The sequence below is a fragment of the Streptomyces saintjeani genome (assembly GCF_055409605.1).
Window position 1 is genome coordinate 2,301,133 of record NZ_CP189624.1, and the last position, 17,812, is coordinate 2,318,944.

The 17,812-nt window shown below is 70.7% G+C and carries 14 protein-coding genes; 3 read left to right on the forward strand and 11 right to left on the reverse strand.

Annotated features, from left to right (window positions below; translation table 11 throughout):
• Positions 1–200: 200 nt before the first annotated feature.
• The 11 genes from ACQCO7_RS10255 to uvrC form a co-directional block, all read right to left on the reverse strand.
• Positions 201–1,415: an MFS transporter gene (locus ACQCO7_RS10255; protein WP_464071526.1), complete on the reverse strand. Its 1,215-nt coding sequence runs from the start codon at positions 1,413–1,415 to the stop codon at positions 201–203.
• Between the two features lie 128 nt (positions 1,416–1,543).
• Entirely contained in the window at positions 1,544–1,831 is a 288-nt protein-coding gene (locus tag ACQCO7_RS10260; protein WP_019885342.1) for an RNA polymerase-binding protein RbpA, read from the reverse strand.
• Positions 1,832–2,093: 262 nt separating this feature from the next.
• Positions 2,094–2,330, reverse strand: a complete 237-nt coding sequence (gene secG / locus ACQCO7_RS10265; RefSeq protein ID WP_010352469.1) for a preprotein translocase subunit SecG — start codon at positions 2,328–2,330, stop codon at positions 2,094–2,096.
• Between the two features lie 99 nt (positions 2,331–2,429).
• The gene (gene tpiA, locus ACQCO7_RS10270; RefSeq protein WP_464071527.1) at positions 2,430–3,206 is read right to left on the reverse strand and encodes a triose-phosphate isomerase; all 777 of its coding nucleotides are present in this window, start codon (positions 3,204–3,206) and stop codon (positions 2,430–2,432) included.
• A 5-nt stretch (positions 3,207–3,211) separates the two neighbouring features.
• Positions 3,212–4,423, reverse strand: a complete 1,212-nt coding sequence (locus ACQCO7_RS10275) for a phosphoglycerate kinase (protein WP_464071528.1) — start codon at positions 4,421–4,423, stop codon at positions 3,212–3,214.
• Between the two features lie 139 nt (positions 4,424–4,562).
• Positions 4,563–5,567: a type I glyceraldehyde-3-phosphate dehydrogenase gene (gene gap, locus ACQCO7_RS10280; RefSeq protein WP_464071529.1), complete on the reverse strand. Its 1,005-nt coding sequence runs from the start codon at positions 5,565–5,567 to the stop codon at positions 4,563–4,565.
• Between the two features lie 229 nt (positions 5,568–5,796).
• Complete coding sequence (locus ACQCO7_RS10285; RefSeq protein ID WP_464071530.1) at positions 5,797–8,745, reverse strand: M14 family metallopeptidase; 2,949 nt, start codon at positions 8,743–8,745, stop codon at positions 5,797–5,799.
• 232 nt (positions 8,746–8,977) lie between these two features.
• Positions 8,978–9,967 (reverse strand): DNA-binding protein WhiA, encoded by a 990-nt coding sequence (whiA, locus tag ACQCO7_RS10290; RefSeq protein ID WP_464071531.1) that lies wholly within the window; start codon positions 9,965–9,967, stop codon positions 8,978–8,980.
• The gene (locus ACQCO7_RS10295) at positions 9,958–11,034 is read right to left on the reverse strand and encodes a gluconeogenesis factor YvcK family protein (protein WP_464071532.1); all 1,077 of its coding nucleotides are present in this window, start codon (positions 11,032–11,034) and stop codon (positions 9,958–9,960) included. The genes whiA and ACQCO7_RS10295 overlap by 10 nt, the downstream gene beginning before the upstream one ends.
• Positions 11,031–11,981, reverse strand: a complete 951-nt coding sequence (gene rapZ / locus ACQCO7_RS10300) for an RNase adapter RapZ (RefSeq protein ID WP_464071533.1) — start codon at positions 11,979–11,981, stop codon at positions 11,031–11,033. The genes ACQCO7_RS10295 and rapZ overlap by 4 nt, the downstream gene beginning before the upstream one ends.
• Complete coding sequence (gene uvrC / locus ACQCO7_RS10305; RefSeq protein ID WP_464071534.1) at positions 11,978–14,005, reverse strand: excinuclease ABC subunit UvrC; 2,028 nt, start codon at positions 14,003–14,005, stop codon at positions 11,978–11,980. The genes rapZ and uvrC overlap by 4 nt, the downstream gene beginning before the upstream one ends.
• Positions 14,006–14,302: 297 nt before the next feature.
• Here uvrC and ACQCO7_RS10310 point away from each other — a divergent pair, with 297 nt between their 5' ends.
• The 3 genes from ACQCO7_RS10310 (at position 14,303) to ACQCO7_RS10320 (ending at position 17,608) form a co-directional block, all read left to right on the forward strand.
• Positions 14,303–15,256: a hypothetical protein gene (locus ACQCO7_RS10310; protein ID WP_464071535.1), complete on the forward strand. Its 954-nt coding sequence runs from the start codon at positions 14,303–14,305 to the stop codon at positions 15,254–15,256.
• Between the two features lie 208 nt (positions 15,257–15,464).
• The gene (locus ACQCO7_RS10315; protein WP_464071536.1) at positions 15,465–16,700 is read left to right on the forward strand and encodes a LacI family DNA-binding transcriptional regulator; all 1,236 of its coding nucleotides are present in this window, start codon (positions 15,465–15,467) and stop codon (positions 16,698–16,700) included.
• A complete protein-coding gene (locus ACQCO7_RS10320; RefSeq protein ID WP_464071537.1) occupies positions 16,697–17,608 on the forward strand; it encodes a carbohydrate kinase family protein in 912 nt (303 codons plus the stop codon). Before ACQCO7_RS10315 ends, ACQCO7_RS10320 begins: the two co-directional genes overlap by 4 nt.
• Positions 17,609–17,812 lie beyond the last annotated feature (204 nt).

The window sequence follows — 17,812 nt, forward strand, 5'->3', positions numbered from 1 at the left end:
CGCCACCACGGACACATCCCCCTTGGCGTAAGCGGGCCCAGCGGCCAGAGCCACGACAGCGAGCCCCACCCCGACCCCACTCAGCCCTTTACCGATCCCACGCACAGCGACCCCTCCCAAGAAATATTTCCCGCCACCCCTCCAGATGCGAAAACGCCCCCACGGGTTGCAACGGCCCGGAAGACTCCATCTCCCGGTCATCACGCCTTCGGCACCAGCGTCGGCGCGTCAACAGGTACGTCCGCCTTGGCCGCCGGTGCCAACGAGGCGACGGCGAGCAGGAACAGCAGGGCCGCGAACAGGACGGGCGCGTTGAGCCCGAAGGCTTTCGCGACCACCCCACCGAGCAGCGCACCGACCGGCGCCCCCGAGGTGGAGGCCGTACGGAAGGCCGCGGCGATCCGCCCCAACAGCCCCTCGGGGCCGCGTTCCTGCATGAGCGTCATCTGGTTGACGTTCCACACCATGCCCATCACACCGAGCAGCGCCATCCCGACGAGCAGCGCACCGAGATGCCGTACGGACCCCATGGCCACGAGGGAGACGAGCTGAACGGTCCCGCCCCACATCAGCGCCCGCGCCCGCCCGAACCGCCGGGCGACGCGCTGCGCGAGGAACCCTCCGGCGATGGACCCCACGGAGTACGCGGTCATGGCGGCGGCGAACCCGGCGTCCCCCGCGTCCAGCCACCGCGTGACGACCAGGACCAGGGTCGCGATCAACGCTCCCATCCCGATGTTGCACAGCAGCGTGGCCGTACAGATGGCGCGCAGCACCCGGTCCCGCCACAACACCCGTATCCCCTCGGCGATCTCCCCCCGCAGCGTGCTCCCCGTGGCCCGCGCCTCCCGCGCGACGGGCCGCACCCGCAGCGAGGCGATGAGCCCGGCGGCGACGAAGTAACTGACCGCGTCCACCACGAACGGCACAGCCATCCCCACCAGCACGAGCACCGGCACGACGGGCCCCGCCACCAGCCCCCCGGCAACTTGCTGACCGGTCATCAACCGAGCATTGGCGGCCCCGAGCTGATCCCGCTCCACCACGGACGGCAGCAAAGCGGTAGAAGCATTGTCGAACAACGTCTGAAGGGTGGTCAGCACAAAGGCAAGCCCCAACAACACCCCCACAGAAACCTCCCCAAAAACCACCACCACAGCGAACCCGGCAACCAGCACCCCCCGCACCACATCAACAGCCCACATGGCCCGCCGCTGATCCACCCGATCAGCCAACGCCCCACCCACCAGCCCGAACAACAACCAGGGCACATACCCACAAGCGGTAACAGAGGCAATCACCAACGGATCATCGGTAACCCGCACAGCCAACAACGGCATAGCGGTATTCCGCAAAGCATCCCCAAACCGCGACACAACAGCGGCAGACCACAATCGCCAGAACTCGCTACCCATACCCACAAGGTAGAGGCCACCACTGACAACGGACCTCAGCCCCAGTCCTTTAGGGGCGCGGGGAACTGCGCGACAAGCCACGACGGCGCCGCAGCCCCGAAACCAACAGACCGCGGCACCCCGGTGGGTTAAATCTCGCCCCGCAACTTCGCAAGAGCCTCCGCCAAGATCGCCTCACCATCAGCATCACTACGCCGCTCCCGTACATAAGCGAGATGCGTCTTGTACGGCTCGGTCCGCGGCGGAGCCGGCGGATTGTCCCGGTCCTGCCCCGCAGGGAACCCGCACCGCGGACAGTCCCAGGTATCCGGCACCTGCGCGTCACTCGCGAAACTGGGCTGCGTCTCATGCCCGTTGGAGCACCAGAAGGAGATGCGCAGTCGGGGTGCGGACTCGCCCCGCTCGGCCTCGCCCATCGGCCCCGCCCCGACCCGGCTTCCTCGGATCGCGTTGCCACTTGCCACGGTCGTAACTCCCTGCGTGATGGTGCCGCGAAGCGAGTCGGCGTTTCGCTCCACTGCGAGCGGCTCAGTCTACGTAAGACCAACCGGCCTAAGGCCCAACGCGCGTCCAGTGATTGGAGTTACCGCACACAGACGCAAGCCCCATGATAGGCCGCGCCAAGGAGCGCGTACCGGACATGGGGCTTTGCGTGCGTATTGTGCTGGGGGACGCCGCTCAGTTGTTGGCCTTCATGATCAGGCCGAGGACGATGATGCAGGCGAACCAGAGCAGACCGACCACGACGGTGATGCGGTCGAGGTTGCGCTCGGCGACCGAGGAGCCGCCGACGGAGGACTGCATGCCGCCACCGAACATGTCGGAGAGGCCGCCGCCCTTCCCCTTGTGCATCAGCACCAGCAGCATCAGCAGCAGGCTGAAGACGATCAGGGCGATGGAGAACCCCAGAACCACGGCTGGACCAACTTCCTCGGATGCGGATGACGACGGGGACTTCAGCGGGTAGTCACTGAGGTCCCCGTCAGGGTACGACGGATCGCGGCTACGGCCTACTCACTGATCCCGGAAGCGCACGATCTTGACGAACTCGTCGGCGTCGAGGGAGGCGCCACCGACGAGGGCGCCGTCGATGTCGGCCTGCGCCATGATCTCGGCGACGTTCCCGGCCTTGACGGACCCGCCGTACTGGATACGGACCTTGTCGGCGAGCTCCTGGTCGTACAGCTCGGCGAGCTTGCCCCGGATCGCGGCGCAGACTTCCTGCGCGTCACCGGCGCCGCAGACCTTGCCGGTGCCGATGGCCCAGACGGGCTCGTAGGCGATGACGACGGTCTCGGCCTGCTCGGCGGCGACGTCCTTGAGGCCGCCCGCGACCTGGTCGAGGGTGTGGGAGACGTGGTTGCCCGCCTCGCGGACCTCCAGCTCCTCGCCGACGCACAGGATCGGGGTGATCCCGTGCTTGAACGCGGCCTTGACCTTGGCGTTGACGATCTCGTCGGTCTCGGCGTGGTACTGGCGGCGCTCGGAGTGGCCGACGGCGACGTACGCGCACTTCAGCTTGGCGAGCATGGGGCCGGAGATCTCGCCGGTGTAGGCGCCGGAGTCGTACGCGGAGATGTCCTGGGAGCCGTACGTGATCTTCAGCTTGTCGCCGTCGACCAGGGTCTGCACGGAGCGCAGGTCGGTGAAGGGGGCGAGGACGGCGACCTCGACGGCCTCGTAGTCCTTGTCGGCCAGGGCGAACGCGAGCTTCTGGACGTGGGCGATGGCCTCAAGGTGGTTGAGGTTCATCTTCCAGTTGCCCGCCATGATCGGCGTGCGGGTGGTCATGAAGGTCAGTTCTCCAATGCGGCGAGGCCGGGGAGCGTCTTGCCCTCAAGGTATTCGAGGGAGGCGCCGCCACCGGTCGAGATGTGGCCGAATGCGGTCTCGTCGAAGCCCAGGGTGCGCACGGCCGCGGCGGAGTCGCCGCCGCCGACGACCGTGAAGCCCGGGGAGTCGAGGAGGGCCTGGGCGACCGCCTTGGTGCCCTCGGCGAATTCGGGGTGTTCGAAGACGCCCATCGGGCCGTTCCAGAAGACGGTGGCGGCGTCGGCGATCTTCGAGGCGTACAGCGTGCCGGAGGCGGGGCCGATGTCGAGGCCCATGCGGTCGGCGGGGATGGCGTCGGCGGCGACGGTGGTCGAGCCGGCCGGGGTCTTGTCCTTGAGGTCGGGGAACGCGGGGGCGACCACCGCGTCGACCGGCAGGACCAGCTCGACGCCGGTCTTCTCGGCGCGCTCGACGTACTCCAGGACGGCGGGGAGCTGGTCCTCCTGGAGGAGTGAGGCGCCGACCTCGTGGCCCTGGGCCTTGAGGAAGGTGAAGGCCATGCCGCCGCCGATGAGGATGCGGTCGGCCTTGCCGAGGAGTTCGTCGATGACGGCGAGCTTGTCGGAGACCTTGGCGCCGCCGAGGACGACGACGTACGGGCGCTTGACGTCGTCGGTGAGCTTCTTGAGGACGCCGACCTCGGTGGCGATGAGGTACCCGGCGTAGTGCGGGAGGCGCGCGGGGAGGTCGAAGACGGAGGCGTGCTTGCGGTGCACGGCGCCGAAGCCGTCCCCGACGTACACGTCCGCGAGGGCCGCGAGCTGGTCGGCGAACTCGCCGCGCTCGGTGTCGTCCTTGGCCGTCTCGCCCGCGTTGAAGCGGAGGTTCTCGACGACCGCGACCTGGCCGGGCTCCAGGCCGTTCACGGCGTCGTGGGCGGCGGGGCCGACGGTGTCCTGGGCGAAAGCCACGGGCGCGCCGAGCAGCTCGCCGAGGCGTTCGGCGGCGGGCAGCAGCGAGAACGCGAGGTCCGGGGCGCCCTTGGGGCGGCCGAGGTGCGAGGCGACGACGACCTTGGCGTCAGCGGCGACGAGGGCCTCGATCGTCGGCAGGACGGCGCGGATCCGGCCGTCGTCGGTGATGAGACCGCCGGCCAGCGGGACGTTGAGGTCGGCGCGGACGAAGACGCGCTTGCCGGACACGCCTTCGGCGAGGAGATCGTCGATCGTCTTCAATGCAGTCTCCAGGAAAAGGGGCTCTGACGGTGGCGGGGAAGTACGGGTGCTTGCACGTGCGACAGGGCCCGGGCAGCGCCTCTTCGCATGCTGCCCGAGCCCTGCGGCTCACATCGGTGCGGTGCCTGTCAGGCGGTGATCAGAGCCGGGCGCCGACGAAGACCGTGAGGTCGACGAGGCGGTTGGAGTAGCCCCACTCATTGTCGTACCAGCCGATGATCTTCACCTGCTTGCCCTGGACCATGGTCAGGGACGAGTCGAAGGTGCAGGAGGCCGGCCAGTTGACGATGTCCGAGGAGACGATCGGGTCCTCGGTGTAGTCGAGGTAGCCCTTCAGCTCGCCCTGGGCCGCCTTCTGGAAGGCCGCGTTGACCTCTTCCTTCGTGACCACGCGCTCGGTCTCGACGACGAGGTCGGTGACGGAACCGGTCGGGACCGGGACGCGCATCGCCATGCCGTTGAGCTTGCCGGACAGCTCCGGGATGACCACGCCGAGGGCCTTCGCGGCGCCGGTGGACGCCGGGATGATGTTCTCGGCGGCGGCGCGGGCGCGGCGCAGGTCCTTGTGCGGGAAGTCCTGGAGGCGCTGGTCGCTGGTGTAGGCGTGGACCGTGGTCATCAGGCCCGAGACGATGCCGAAGTTCTCCAGGAGAACCTTGGCCATCGGCGCCACGCAGTTGGTGGTGCAGGAGGCGTTCGAGATGATGTCGTGCGCGCTCGCGTCGTACTTGTCCTCGTTGACGCCGAGCACGATGGTGATGTCCTCGTCGGTCGCCGGAGCGGAGATGAGGACCTTCTTGGCGCCGCCCGCGATGTGCTTGGCGGCGTCGGCGCGCTTGGTGAAGATGCCGGTCGACTCGATGACGATGTCGACCCCCAGGTCGCCCCACGGGATCTGGGCGGGGTCGCGCTCGGAAAGGACCTTGATGACATGGCCGTCGACCGTGATGGTGTCGGCGGTGTGCGTGACCTCTGCCTTGAGACGGCCGAGGACCGTGTCGTACTTGAGCAGGTGGGCGGTGGTCGCGGTGTCACCCAGGTCGTTGACGGCCACGACCTCGATGTCGGCACCCTGCGCCAGCAGCGCGCGGAAGTAGTTGCGGCCGATACGGCCGAAGCCGTTGATGCCTACGCGGATCGTCACGAACCGATCTCCTCGTTGGTACGCCGGCCTTCGTCGCCGGCGAGCTGTTTTTGGGATGTCCCCGACCACCCCCGACCCTACCTCTCCGAGGCGGCGCCGGTGACATCGAGTCGTCCCATACGCGGCGAGGCGGCCCGTACCCACCAGTAGGGGTACGGACCGCCAGGACCCGGAAAACCTTTTCACACGATTCGGTTACGAATCATGGACCGCCCTTGACCGGGCCGGTTCACCTCTCAAGTGAGGCGAGGGCCTTTCCGATGAGCGCCTTGCGCTCCGCCGCCGTGGTCAGGTGCTCCAGGCCGAAGCCCAGCAGCACGGTGTCCTTCGTGGTGACGGCGCCGTACGTCTGGAACAGCGCGCCCGTGCGCGTCCAGTCCTTCAGCACGGCCGGGCTGCCCGCCGGGGGCCCGGTGACCTGCCAGGCGCCGAGCGAGGTCTCGAAGCCCTCCGCCTGGGTCGCCGCGCCGCCCACGACGACGGAGGTGTCGTCGAGGAGCACGCCGTGGCCGCCGGTGCCGGGGTCGGTGACGTACGCGAACGACACCTCGACGCTCTTCCCGGCGTACGCGCTCAGGTCGAACTCGACCTGCTGCCAGCCGCTGGAGGTCCCGGTGAACGCGTTCCAGGCGCCCGAGGTCCCGGCGTTGGCGCAGGTGCTGCCGTTCAGGGTCAGGTAGTGGCTGAGCCAGGGGTGCTCGCCGATGTAGAAGCCGGCGCCGCACTCCGCCGGTACGGCCGTGCCGGTCGCGCCGCTCTTCTCCGGCAGGGTCGTCCAGTCGGCGCCGCCCGCGCTGTGCGCCTCGACGATCGCGTTGTCGTACCCCTGCTCGGTGTCCCAGAACAGCCGCGCCCGCAGCGTGGGCTGCTGGGCCGCGGTCACCGAGGTCAGGTCGATGGTCCGGGTCAGCCGCTTGTAGGCGTCGTCGGTGTGCACGGCCGCCGCCATGTACGACCCCGAGTACGGCCCGTACGGGTTGACCGTCCCGGCGTACTGCCCCGCGCCCGCGCTCGCGAACTGGGGGTACGTGTCGGCCGGGAGTTCGTCCGAGGTGACGCCGTACGTGCCCGCCTGGTCCAGCGGGTTGCCGGGGGCGCCGGCCAGCAGGCCGGAGAAGCCGGTCAGCTTCCCGGAGCCCGTGACGCCGCTCGCGCCCGCGACCGACGTGCGCGAGTAGGCGCCCAGGTAGTACTGGCTGAAGTCGTCGGAGGGGGTGCCGTCGCCGAGGTCGACCGCGCCGCCGGCCCGCTCGCCGGCCTCGATCAGCTTGCCGCCCTCGTTGAGGTAGGCCCGCAGTTCGAGCTGCGTCGGGTTACCGGGGACCGCGGCGCCCGTGTAGTGCACGACCGTACGGAAGTGCTTCAGCACCCCGAGCGCGTCCGGCACGCCCTGCGTGGCCACGTCCCACACAACCGCCTTGCGGCCGTTGGCCTTCAGCGCGTCGACGTACGCCTGCGCCTGCGTCGCGGCGGCGCCCTCCTCGGCGACGACGAGCGTGTCGGCGGCGGCCCGCCTGGCCACGGTGTACGTGAACTTGCCGCTGGAGACCTTCTTGCCGGCCTTGGCCCGGCCGGTGAACCACACCTCGACCTTGTCCCCGGGGTCGCCGTCCCGCACCTTCGCGCGGTACTCGTCGTAGAAGAGGTTGTCCTCCCCGCCGAACGTCTCCCCGCCCTTCCAGGACCGCAGCGCCGTGCTGTGCGTACGGCCGCCGTTGACGCGGTACTTGAGCTCCTTGTCCCGCAGCGACCTGCGGGCGACGACGGAGACCTCCTGGTCGGCGCCGCGCGAGTACGACGTGGTGAAGGGGGCCGGGGTGAGGTCGGCGGCCTTCAGGCCCAGCGAGGACTTCGGCTGGTCCGGGGTCAGCGCGGACTCGGCGACCGAGAGCGCGAACGGGATGTTCTTCGCGAACTCCTGCTGGATCAGCTTCTCGTCGTCCGGGAACGTGAAGACCGAGCGGCAGTCGGCCGCGTTCCACTGGTCGTTCGGGTCGAGGTCGGACGCGGTCTGGCACGTCGACATCTCCGGGGTGAACATCGCCATCCCGTTGACGTTCGACGCGTGCCCGTCGGCCTCGCCGTTCGTCGTGTACAGCTCCGAGGAGACCTGCGGGTGGTAGCCGGGGATCGCCGAGTTGGCCGGCGTACCGGCGAGCGCCTTGTAGACGACGTCGTCCGGGGTGTCCGTCGCGACCTGCCAGCCGACCCCGTACAGCAGCAGCTGGGCGGCGGAGTGGTAGTTGATGCCGTACGTGAACCCGATGCGCTTCTCGAAGGAGTCGAGCGCCTTCGTCTCCGGCTCGGAGCCGGGCGCGGTCCCCCGGTAGGTCTCGTTGGTCGGGTTGGGGGACGAACCCTCGTCGTCGTAGCCCCACCGGTAGGCGAAGTTGCGGTTCAGGTCGACGCCGTCGCCCGTCGCGATCACGCCGTCGCCGTTGTTGTCGCGCAGGTTCTTGCGCCACATGCGGGTGGAGGCGTCCTTGAACGTGTAGTCGTAGCCGTCCGGGTTGGCCGAGGGCAGGAACCACAGCTCGGTGGAGTCGACGATCTTCCTGATCCGCTTGTCGCTCTTGTAGTTGTCCAGGTAGTAGTGCATCAGCCGCCGGGTCATCTCCGGGGTGATCCACTCGCGCGCGTGCTGGTTCGAGGCGTACAGGACGGCCGGCCTGCTGCCGTCCTTGGTCTGCTTCGCGCCCTTGGTGAGCTTCAGCGCGAGGATGTCCTGGCCGTTCACCGTCCTGCCGATGGAGACGACCTTCGTGAGGCCGGGGTTCTGCTGCGCGGTGCGGAGGATCTCCTCCTTGAGGCCGCCGCTGCCGCTGTAGGGGCGGAACACCCCGTCCGACGCGGCCTCCACGCGGCGCTCGGCCTTCGCGGAAAGGGTGTGCTCCGTGAGGTCGACGCCCTGCTTCTCCAGGGCGCCGGCCTGCTGGTCGGTGAGGTAGACCTCGACGGTCGCCTCGCCCTTCGCCGGGACCGCCTCACTCAGCTCGTGCCCGTCCTGGCCCGCCTTGAGCAGCAACGGCACCTGGGCCTTGGTGACTTCGGCACGGAAGACCTTGACCTCGTCCCCGTTCCCCGTGCTGCCCGGCTGCGCCTGCGCGATCGGCGCGACGGCGGCTCCGCCGGCCAGCAGCGCCCCTACGGCGAGGATCGATCTCGCTCTGCGTCTCATGAACTCCCCTAGCCCTGGTCCACCACATCGACGAACAGGTGCTCAGGCTCATGACAGGGACACAGCTCCGTCAAGGGTGCCTCAGGGGAAAACCATGCGGACGGGTCAATCTTCGGGGAGGGTGTGGTGACGGAGGGTCAGGGAGCTGTGGGATGGGGGCGGTTGGTGAGAAGCGTGTGCTTCCGGTGGCCGGAAGGCGCCGCCCTCGGAGGCGACGCCCGGTGTCAGGGGGTCAGCCCGCCAGGTTGTCGGCCAGCTCGTCGCTGAGGTTCGCCTCCGTGCTGGGGATGCCGAGGTCGCTCGCACGCTTGTCGGCCATCGCGAGGAGGCGGCGGATACGGCCGGCCACGGCGTCCTTGGTGAGCGGAGGGTCGGCGAGGGCGCCGAGCTCTTCGAGGGACGCCTGCTTGTGGTCCATGCGCAGCCGCCCGGCGGCGGCGAGGTGCTCGGGGACCTCCTCGCCGAGGATCTCCAGCGCGCGCTGCACCCGAGCCCCGGCGGCGACGGCGGCCCGCGCCGAGCGGCGCAGGTTCGCGTCGTCGAAGTTGGCGAGGCGGTTCGCGGTGGCGCGGACCTCGCGCCGCATCCGGCGCTCCTCCCAGGCCAGCACCGACTCGTGCGCGCCGAGCCTGGTCAGCAGCGCCCCGATCGCGTCGCCGTCGCGGACGACGACCCGGTCCACGCCCCGCACCTCGCGGGCCTTCGCCCCGATGGAGAGCCGGCGGGCGGCGCCGACGAGAGCGAGCGCCGCCTCGGGGCCCGGGCAGGTCACCTCCAGGGAGGAGGAGCGGCCCGGCTCGGTGAGGGAGCCGTGCGCGAGGAAGGCCCCGCGCCAGGCCGCCTCGGCATCGCAGGTGGCCCCGGAGACGACCTGCGGGGGGAGCCCCCGGATCGGCCGTCCACGGCCGTCCACGAGGCCCGTCTGGCGCGCGAGCTGGTCGCCGCCGGCGACCACTCTCACGACGTACCGCGAACCCCTGCGCAGCCCGCCGGGTGCCATCACGATCAGTTCCGAGCTGTGCCCGAAGATCTCCAGGATGTCCCGTTTGAGCCGGCGGGCCGCCATCGCCGTGTCCAGCTCCGCCTCGATCACGATCCGCCCGCTCACCAGGTGCAGGCCGCCGGCGAACCGCAGGATGGCCGAGACCTCCGCTTTCCTGCAGCAGGTCCGGGTGACGGGGAGCCGGGAGATCTCGTCCTTCACCGCTGCCGTCATCGCCATGGGCCGATCCTTCCATGCATCCGAAAAATACGGTCGTACGCGGCGGCCAGCAGCTCCGGGTCGTGCCGCGGAGTCCCGTCGGGCCGGGCCACCGGCGCCAGCTCGACCGCGGCGCCGAACGGTTTGGCGGCGTCGGTCAGGGATTCGCGGTCGGGCACGGCGGCCTCGTCGGCCAGCACCACGTCCAGGGCGAGTTTAGGGGCGTGTCGCCCCAAAACCTCCAAATGACGCTGCGGGGAGAACCCGTCGGTTTCGCCCGGCTGGGGGGCGAGATTCAGCGCGAGCACCCGGCGCGCCTTCGTCTGCGTCAGGGCCTCCACCAGCTCCGGGACCAGCAGATGGGGCATGACGGAGGAGAACCAGGAACCGGGTCCGAGAACCACCCAGTCGGCGTCCCGTACGGCCTCCACGGCCTCCGGCACGGCGGGCGGGTCGTGCGGCACGAGGTGCACGGACTGCACCTCGCCGGGCGTCAGCGCGACGGTCGCCTGCCCGCGTACGGTGTCCACCTCGTCCGGCCGCTGCGGGTCGTGCCCCTTGACCAGGGCCTCCAGCTCCAGCGGGACCGCCGACATGGGCAGCACCCTGCCGTGCGCCCCGAGGAGCTTGCCGACCAGGTCGAGGGCCTGGACGTGGTCCCCGAGCTGCTCCCACAGGGCGACGATCAGGAGGTTGCCGACCGCGTGGCCGTTGATCTCGCCCTGGGACTGGAAGCGGTGCTGGACGACCCGGGCCCAGGTCTGGCCCCAGTCGTCGTCCCCGCACAGCGCGGCGAGCGCCTTGCGCAGGTCGCCGGGCGGGAGCACGCCCAGCTCGTCCCGCAGCCGGCCGCTGGAGCCGCCGTCGTCGGCGACGGTGACGACGGCCGTGAGGTCGCCGGTGATCCGGCGCAGCGCGGCCAGCGAGGCCGACAGGCCCATGCCGCCGCCGAGCGCGACGACCTTGGGCTGCGCGCCCCTGCGGCGCGGTCTCGCCCCGCGCGCCTCGACCGGCCGCCCCGCCCGGCCCGACTGTCCCTCGGGCACCCCCCTGCGCAGCCGGCCCAGCCGCGGAGTACGTCCTGTCATTCCCGTCCCATGTCCCGGTGCACGACCACCGTCTCCACGCCCTCGGCCGCGAGTCGCGCGGCGAGCTTCTCCGACATCGCCACGGACCGGTGCTTGCCGCCCGTACAGCCGACGGCGATGGTCACGTACCGCTTGCCCTCACGACGGTAGCCCGCGGCAATCAGTTGGAGAAGTTCGGCGTACCGGTCGAGGAACTCCTTCGCGCCGGGCTGGCCGAGGACGTACGCCGAGACCTCCTCGTTCAGGCCGGTGTAGGGGCGCAGCTCCGGGACCCAGTGGGGGTTGGGCAGGAAGCGCATGTCGACGACGAGGTCGGCGTCCACGGGGAGGCCGTACTTGAAGCCGAACGACATGACCGTGGCCCGCAGCTCCGGCTCCTCCTCGCCCGCGAACTGGGCGTCCATCTTGGCGCGCAGCTCGTGGACGTTGAGGCTGGAGGTGTCGATCACCAGGTCGGCGTCCCCGCGCAGCTCGCGCAGCAGCTCGCGCTCGGCGTCGATGCCGTCGACGATGCGGCCGTCGCCCTGGAGGGGGTGCGGGCGGCGCACCGACTCGAAGCGGCGCACCAGCGCGTCGTCCGAGGACTCCAGGAACACGATCCTGCGGGTGACGCTCTTGGACTCCAGGTCGGCGAGGGACTCGCGGAGGTTGTCGAAGAAACGCCGGCCGCGGACGTCCACGACGACGGCGATCCTCGCCACGTTCCCCTGCGAGCGGGCGCCCAGCTCCACCATGGTGGGGATCAGGGCGGGCGGCAGGTTGTCGACGACGAACCAGCCGAGGTCCTCCAGGCACTTCGCGGCCGTCGAACGGCCGGCTCCCGACATGCCGGAGATGATCACCAGCTCGGGGATCGCCGCCTCGGGGATGCCGGGCTGCGGGGTGTCGGGCGGCGGGGTGTCGGTACTCACCTGTGCTTCTTCCTGACGCTTCTCGTGCTCGTTCATGGCTCCTGTCCCCGTTCCTCGCGTCCTTCGCGCACTTCGTCTTCCATGATCTCTCCCGTGGCCGTGTTGACGGCGGGTGCCGCCGGGGCCGCCTGCGCGAGGGTCACGGCGATGGTCTCGGCCGTCTTGCGGCCTATGCCCGGAACCTCGCAGATCTGGTCGATCGTCGCGGAACGCAGCTTCTTCACCGAGCCGAAGTGCTTGATCAGCGCCTGCTTGCGGGTGTCGCCGAGTCCCGGTACGTCGTCCAGCGGGCCCGCACGGAACCTCTTGGCCCGTCTGGTGCGCTGATACGTGATCGCGAACCGGTGCGCCTCGTCGCGCACGCGTTGCAGAAGGTACAGGCCCTCGCTGGTCCGTGGCATGACCACCGGGTCGTCGTCGTCCGGCAGCCAGACCTCCTCCAGGCGCTTGGCGAGCCCGCAGACGGCGATGTCGTCGATGCCGAGTTCGTCCAGTGCGCGCTTGGCTGCCGCGACCTGAGGCTGACCGCCGTCGACCACCAGGAGCTGCGGAGGGTAGGCGAACTTCTTGGGGCGGCCGTCCTCCTCCGTGAAGGCGTTGCCGGAGGTCTGGGGGTCGCCGGGGTCTTGAGGGTCCTCGTCGGTCCACTCGCCGGTGCGTTCCTTCTCCGCGAGGTAGCGGCGGAACCGGCGGGTGATCACCTCGTGCATGGACCGGACGTCGTCCTGGCCCTCGAAGCTCTTGATCTGGAAGCGGCGGTACTCGCTCTTGCGGGCCAGGCCGTCCTCGAAGACGACCATGGAGGCCACGACGTCGTCGCCCTGGAGGTGGGAGATGTCGAAGCACTCGACGCGCAGGGGCGCGCTGTCCAGGCCGAGGGCCTCGGCGATCTCCTCCAGCGCGCGGGAGCGGGTCGTGAGGTCGGAGGCGCGCTTCGTCTTGTGCAGGACGAGGGCCTGCTGGGCGTTGCGCGCGACGGTCTCCATCAGGGCCCGCTTGTCGCCGCGCTGCGGGATGCGCAGGGAGACGGCGGCGCCGCGCCGCCCGGTCAGCCACTCCTGGACCGGCTCCACGGGCTCCGGCAGCGCGGGGACCAGGACCTCTTTGGGGACCGCGTCCCCGGTCTCCTCGCCGTAGAGCTGCTGGAGGGCGTGCTCCACGAGGCCCGCGGTCGTCACCGCCTCCACCCGGTCGGTGACCCAGCCGCGCTGGCCGCGCACCCGGCCGCCCCTGACGTGGAAGATCTGGACGGCCGCCTCCAGCTCGTCCTCCGCGACGGCGATCAGGTCGGCGTCGGTCGCGTCCGCGAGCACGACCGCGCTCTTCTCCATCGCCTTCCTGAGGGCCTCGATGTCGTCCCGCAGCCGGGCCGCCCGCTCGTACTCCATCTCGTCGGCCGCCGACGCCATCTGCTTCTCCAGCCGGCGCAGGTACGTCCCCGTCCGGCCCGTCATGAAGTCGCAGAACTCCTCGGCCAGTTCGCGGTGCTCCTCGGCGGAGACCTTCTCCACGCACGGCGCCGAGCACTTCCCGATGTACCCCAGCAGACACGGCCGCCCCGTCCGCGCCGCGTTCCTGAACACGCCCGCCGAGCACGTCCGGACCGGGAACACCCTCAGCAGCAGGTCCACCGTGTCCCGGATCGCCCACGCGTGCCCGTACGGCCCGAAGTACCGCACACCCTTCTTCTTCTGGCCCCGCATCACCTGGACCCGCGGGTACTCCTCGTTCATCGTCACCGCGAGGTACGGGTAACTCTTGTCGTCCCGGTACTTCACGTTGAACCGCGGGTCGTACTCCTTGATCCAGGAGTACTCCAGCTGGAGCGCCTCGACCTCCGTGGACACCACGGTCCACTCCACGGACGACGCGGTCGTCACCATGGTCCGCGTCCGCGGATGCAGCCCGGCCAGGTCCTGGAAATAGCTCCCCAGCCGCTGCCGCAGGCTCTTGGCCTTCCCGACGTAGATGACCCGCCGGTGCTCGTCACGGAACCTGTACACCCCCGGAGACTCCGGGATCTCACCCGGCTTGGGGCGGTAGCTGGAGGGATCGGCCATACCCCCCACCCTACTGTCGCCGACTGACACTCAGACGTCGCGGAGAAGTCGCCCGCGGGCGAGGGTCCGCGGGGTGGGTGGGCCCGTTCCGGTCCATTCCGGTCACCCCTCTCGTCCACCCCCGTCACAACTGTTGTCGCCGCCTGAGCGACACGCTTCAATGCGGGGAACTCGGGGCCGTGAACAGCGTCGTACGGGTGAGCCGTAGGAAGAGGCAGAAAACCCTCCTGCGTCATCGGGGAGGCCCCGATCCACGCGAACGGTCTGACCAGCCGTTGTTCACAGAAAGGCCCCTCCATGCCGCACGCCGCACAGCACGCGGGCCCCTCCGACGTCACAGCGGAACTGGACACGGCCCTGCGAGGCGGCCCCTTCCACGTCGCCCTGCGGGCCGCGATAGCCGCACGCGGCCTGCCCCTGCAACGCGTCCAGCACCATCTCTCCCGCTACGGCGTCAGAGTCGGTGTCACCAGCCTGAGTTACTGGCAGCAGGGTGCCCGCCGCCCCCAGCGCCCGGAGTCCCTGCGCGCCGTCCGTGCCCTGGAGGAGATCCTCCATCTGCCGGAGGAGTCCCTGATCCGCCTCCTCGCGGAGGCCGAGGGCGACGCCGCTCCCGGCCGCCCCGCCGCCCGCTCCTACCGCGCCCTCCTCCAGGCCACCGACGTCATGGAGCGTCTCCTCACCGACCTGGGCTGCCCGCTCGACCCCGGCCTCCAGACCATCGGCCACCACGAACGCGTCCGCATCGGCGCCGGCCGTGAACTCCTCAGCCGCGAGGCCCACCACATCGTCCGCGCCCACCGCGACGGAGTCGACCGCTTCGCCGCCGTCCACCACGGCGACCCCGGCTGCACCCCGGACCGGATGGAGGTGCGTGCCCTGGAGAACTGCCGCACCGGCCGCGTCCGCCACCACCAGGAGACCGGCATCCTCGTCGCCGAGCTGCTCTTCGACACCCGGCTGCGCCCCGGCGACACCTTCCTCTTCCGCTACGAGGTGGAGGACGGCACCGCCGGCGCCTCCCGCGAGTACGTCCACGACGTCAACCTCGCGGGCGGCCAGTACGTCCTCCAGGTCCAGTTCGACGAACAGGCCCTCCCCGCCCGCTGCCACCGCTTCACCCAGCACTCCTACGCCGCCCCGCGCACCGGCCGCCACCCCCTCCCCCTCAGCGGCAGCCACCACTCGGTCCACCTGGTCGAACCCCGCCTGCGCACCGGCATAGTGGGCATCGGCTGGGACTGGGAGTAACCGGCCTCGCACCACCCCCACCTCCCGAAGCGGCCCGTCACCCCGGAGCCCCGAACTCCGGGGCCGCTCCCCGCTCGCCGTCGGCCCGCCCCAGCCTGATCCGTTTCCACCAGACGTAAACGCTTGCGCAAGCGTTTACGTCCCCCGGAAATTGCGATACCTTCCCGGCCGTACCGACACCCGTACCGCCCGCCGAGGGGAGCCCACCATGGCGACCATGGCCGACGTCGCCCGGCACGCGGGAGTCTCCGTCGCCACCGTGTCCCACGTCCTCAACGACACCCGCCCGGTCCTCCCGCACACTCGCCGGGCCGTCCTCGACGCGGTCGACGCCCTCGGCTACACGCCGAACACCCTGGCCCGCTCCCTCGTCACCTCCCGCACCCGCTCCATCGGCCTCGCGGTGTCGACGCTCACCAACCCGTACTTCACCCAGATCCTCCAGGGCGTGGAGACGGCGGCCCTGGAGCACGGCTACAGCCTCCTGATAGCCGACCCCCACGACGACCCCGCCCACGAGCGCACCGTCGTCCAGCTCCTGCACGAGCGCCGGGTCGACGGGCTCGTCGTCGCCCCTTCCGCCGATCCGCGCGGCCTCGTCTCCTATCTCACCCGCCACCGCGTCCCCACGGTCCTCCTCGACCGCGTCCTCGACGCCCCGCCCGGTGCCGGCCCTCTCTTCGACCAGGTCTGCGCGGACAACACCAAGCCGACCGCCGGCCTCGTCACCCACCTCGCGGCCCTCGGCCACCGCCGCATCGCCCTCGTCGCCGGCCACCCCGGCCTCAGCACCACCACGGAACGCGTCACCGGCTACCGCCAGGCCCTCACGACGGCCGGGCTCCCCTTCGATCCCCTCCTCGTCGCCCACGCGCCCGCCATCCGCAGCGGCCCGGCACTCCCGGCCTCCGCCGACCGCCTCCCTCACCCCGGCTCCGCCGCCCCGGACGCCCTCCTTCCCGCCACGCCCCTCAGCGCCGCCCCTCCACAGCCCGCCTCCGCGACCCCAGGCCCTCTCGCACCTCCCGCCCACTCCGCCTCCCCCTCCCCCTCCCCCTCCGCCGAGCAGGCCACCACCGCCCTCCTCGCCCTCCCCGACCCGCCCACCGCCCTCGTCACCGGCAACGACGCCATCACCCTCGGTGCCCTGACCGCCCTGCGGGCCCGTGGGCTCACCGTGCCCGGTGATCTCGCCCTGTGCTGTTTCGACGACTTCCCCTGGGCTGACCTCCTCTCTCCCCGTCTCACCGCCGTCGCCCAGCCCGGCCGGGAGATCGGGGCCCGTGCCGTCCGTCTGCTCCTGGACCGCCTCGCCGAGCCAGCCCGTCCGACCCGCACCGTCCGCCTCCCTTCCGTCTTCGTCCACCGCACCTCGTGCGGCTGCCCCGAACAGCCCCTCGGCAGCGAGCGGTCCACGCACCGCCAGAGAGGAACCGACTCGTGATCGTCGTCACCGGAGAAGCCCTGATCGACCTGGTCCCGCTCGGCGAGGGCGCCCTCGCCGAACTCCAGCCGGCGCTGGGGGGCGGGCCGTACAACACCGCGGTGGCCCTCGGCCGCCTCGGCTCCCCCACCGCGTTCCTCTCCCGCACCTCCACCGACGCCTTCGGGGACGCCCTGCTGGAGGGGCTGCGCTCCTCGGGCGTCGACGTCTCCCATGTGCAGCGCGGCCCGGAGCCGACCACGCTGGCCGCCGCGACCCTGGACGAGGACGGGGCCGCCGCCTACTCCTTCTACGTCGACGGCACCGCCGACCGCCTCTTCACCGCGCCGGCCGAACTGCCCCCGGGCACGGAGGCGGTGGCCTTCGGCACCTGTTCGCTCGTCCTGGAACCGGGAGCGAGCGCCTACGAGCGGCTGATGCGCGACGCCTCCGCCAAGGGCCTGTTCACGCTGCTGGACCCGAACATCCGCCCCGGCCTGATCTCCGACCCGGACGCCTACCGCGCCCGCTTCCGGAGCTGGCTGCCCCATGTCACCCTCCTCAAACTGTCCGAGGACGACATGCTCTGGCTGGCCATCACCCCGCTCGACCTGCTGGCCTCCGGTCCGTCCGCCGTCGTCGTCACGCACGGCTCGGCCGGGCTGTCCCTGTTCCTCCCGGGCGGGAAGGTGTATCCGGTGCCCGGCGACGAGGTGGCGGTGGTGGACACCATCGGCGCGGGGGACACCGTGAACGCGGCGCTCCTGCACGGGCTGTCGGAGATGGGGGTGCTCTCGGCCGCCGCGATGGGGGGACTCAGCTACGAGGCCTGGTACCGGCTCCTGAGCTTCGCCGCGCGCGCCGCGGCACTGACCTGCTCCCGGGCGGGGGCGGAACCGCCGTACGCCTCCGAACTGGAGGACTTCTGACTCGCACGCTGTGGCGTTGTCAAGGTTCGCCTGTCTGACCATGAAACGGACGGCGCCCCACGGGGAGTTCCCGTGGGGCGCCGCAACCTGTGGATCTTCTTATCGTTCATCACACGGCAGGTGTGCTGAGTTCTCCGCCGCAGCGGGGGTGTTCCGTTCCTTCGGGAGGTCCTCGGCGCCGACCGAGTGCCGTCCCCGCGCCTG

What these genes read in the sequence shown, in the direction of transcription:
- ACQCO7_RS10255 (WP_464071526.1), bottom strand. Translation starts at nt 1,415, where the DNA reads ATGGGTAGCGAGTTCTGGCGATTGTGGTCTGCCGCTGTTGTGTCGCGG.
- ACQCO7_RS10260 (WP_019885342.1), bottom strand. Translation starts at nt 1,831, where the DNA reads ATGGGCGAGGCCGAGCGGGGCGAGTCCGCACCCCGACTGCGCATCTCC.
- tpiA (WP_464071527.1), bottom strand. Translation starts at nt 3,206, where the DNA reads ATGACCACCCGCACGCCGATCATGGCGGGCAACTGGAAGATGAACCTC.
- ACQCO7_RS10285 (WP_464071530.1), bottom strand. Translation starts at nt 8,745, where the DNA reads ATGAGACGCAGAGCGAGATCGATCCTCGCCGTAGGGGCGCTGCTGGCC.
- whiA (WP_464071531.1), bottom strand. Translation starts at nt 9,967, where the DNA reads ATGGCGATGACGGCAGCGGTGAAGGACGAGATCTCCCGGCTCCCCGTC.
- ACQCO7_RS10295 (WP_464071532.1), bottom strand. Translation starts at nt 11,034, where the DNA reads ATGACAGGACGTACTCCGCGGCTGGGCCGGCTGCGCAGGGGGGTGCCC.
- rapZ (WP_464071533.1), bottom strand. Translation starts at nt 11,981, where the DNA reads ATGAACGAGCACGAGAAGCGTCAGGAAGAAGCACAGGTGAGTACCGAC.
- uvrC (WP_464071534.1), bottom strand. Translation starts at nt 14,005, where the DNA reads ATGGCCGATCCCTCCAGCTACCGCCCCAAGCCGGGTGAGATCCCGGAG.
- ACQCO7_RS10310 (WP_464071535.1), top strand. Translation starts at nt 14,303, where the DNA reads ATGCCGCACGCCGCACAGCACGCGGGCCCCTCCGACGTCACAGCGGAA.
- ACQCO7_RS10315 (WP_464071536.1), top strand. Translation starts at nt 15,465, where the DNA reads ATGGCGACCATGGCCGACGTCGCCCGGCACGCGGGAGTCTCCGTCGCC.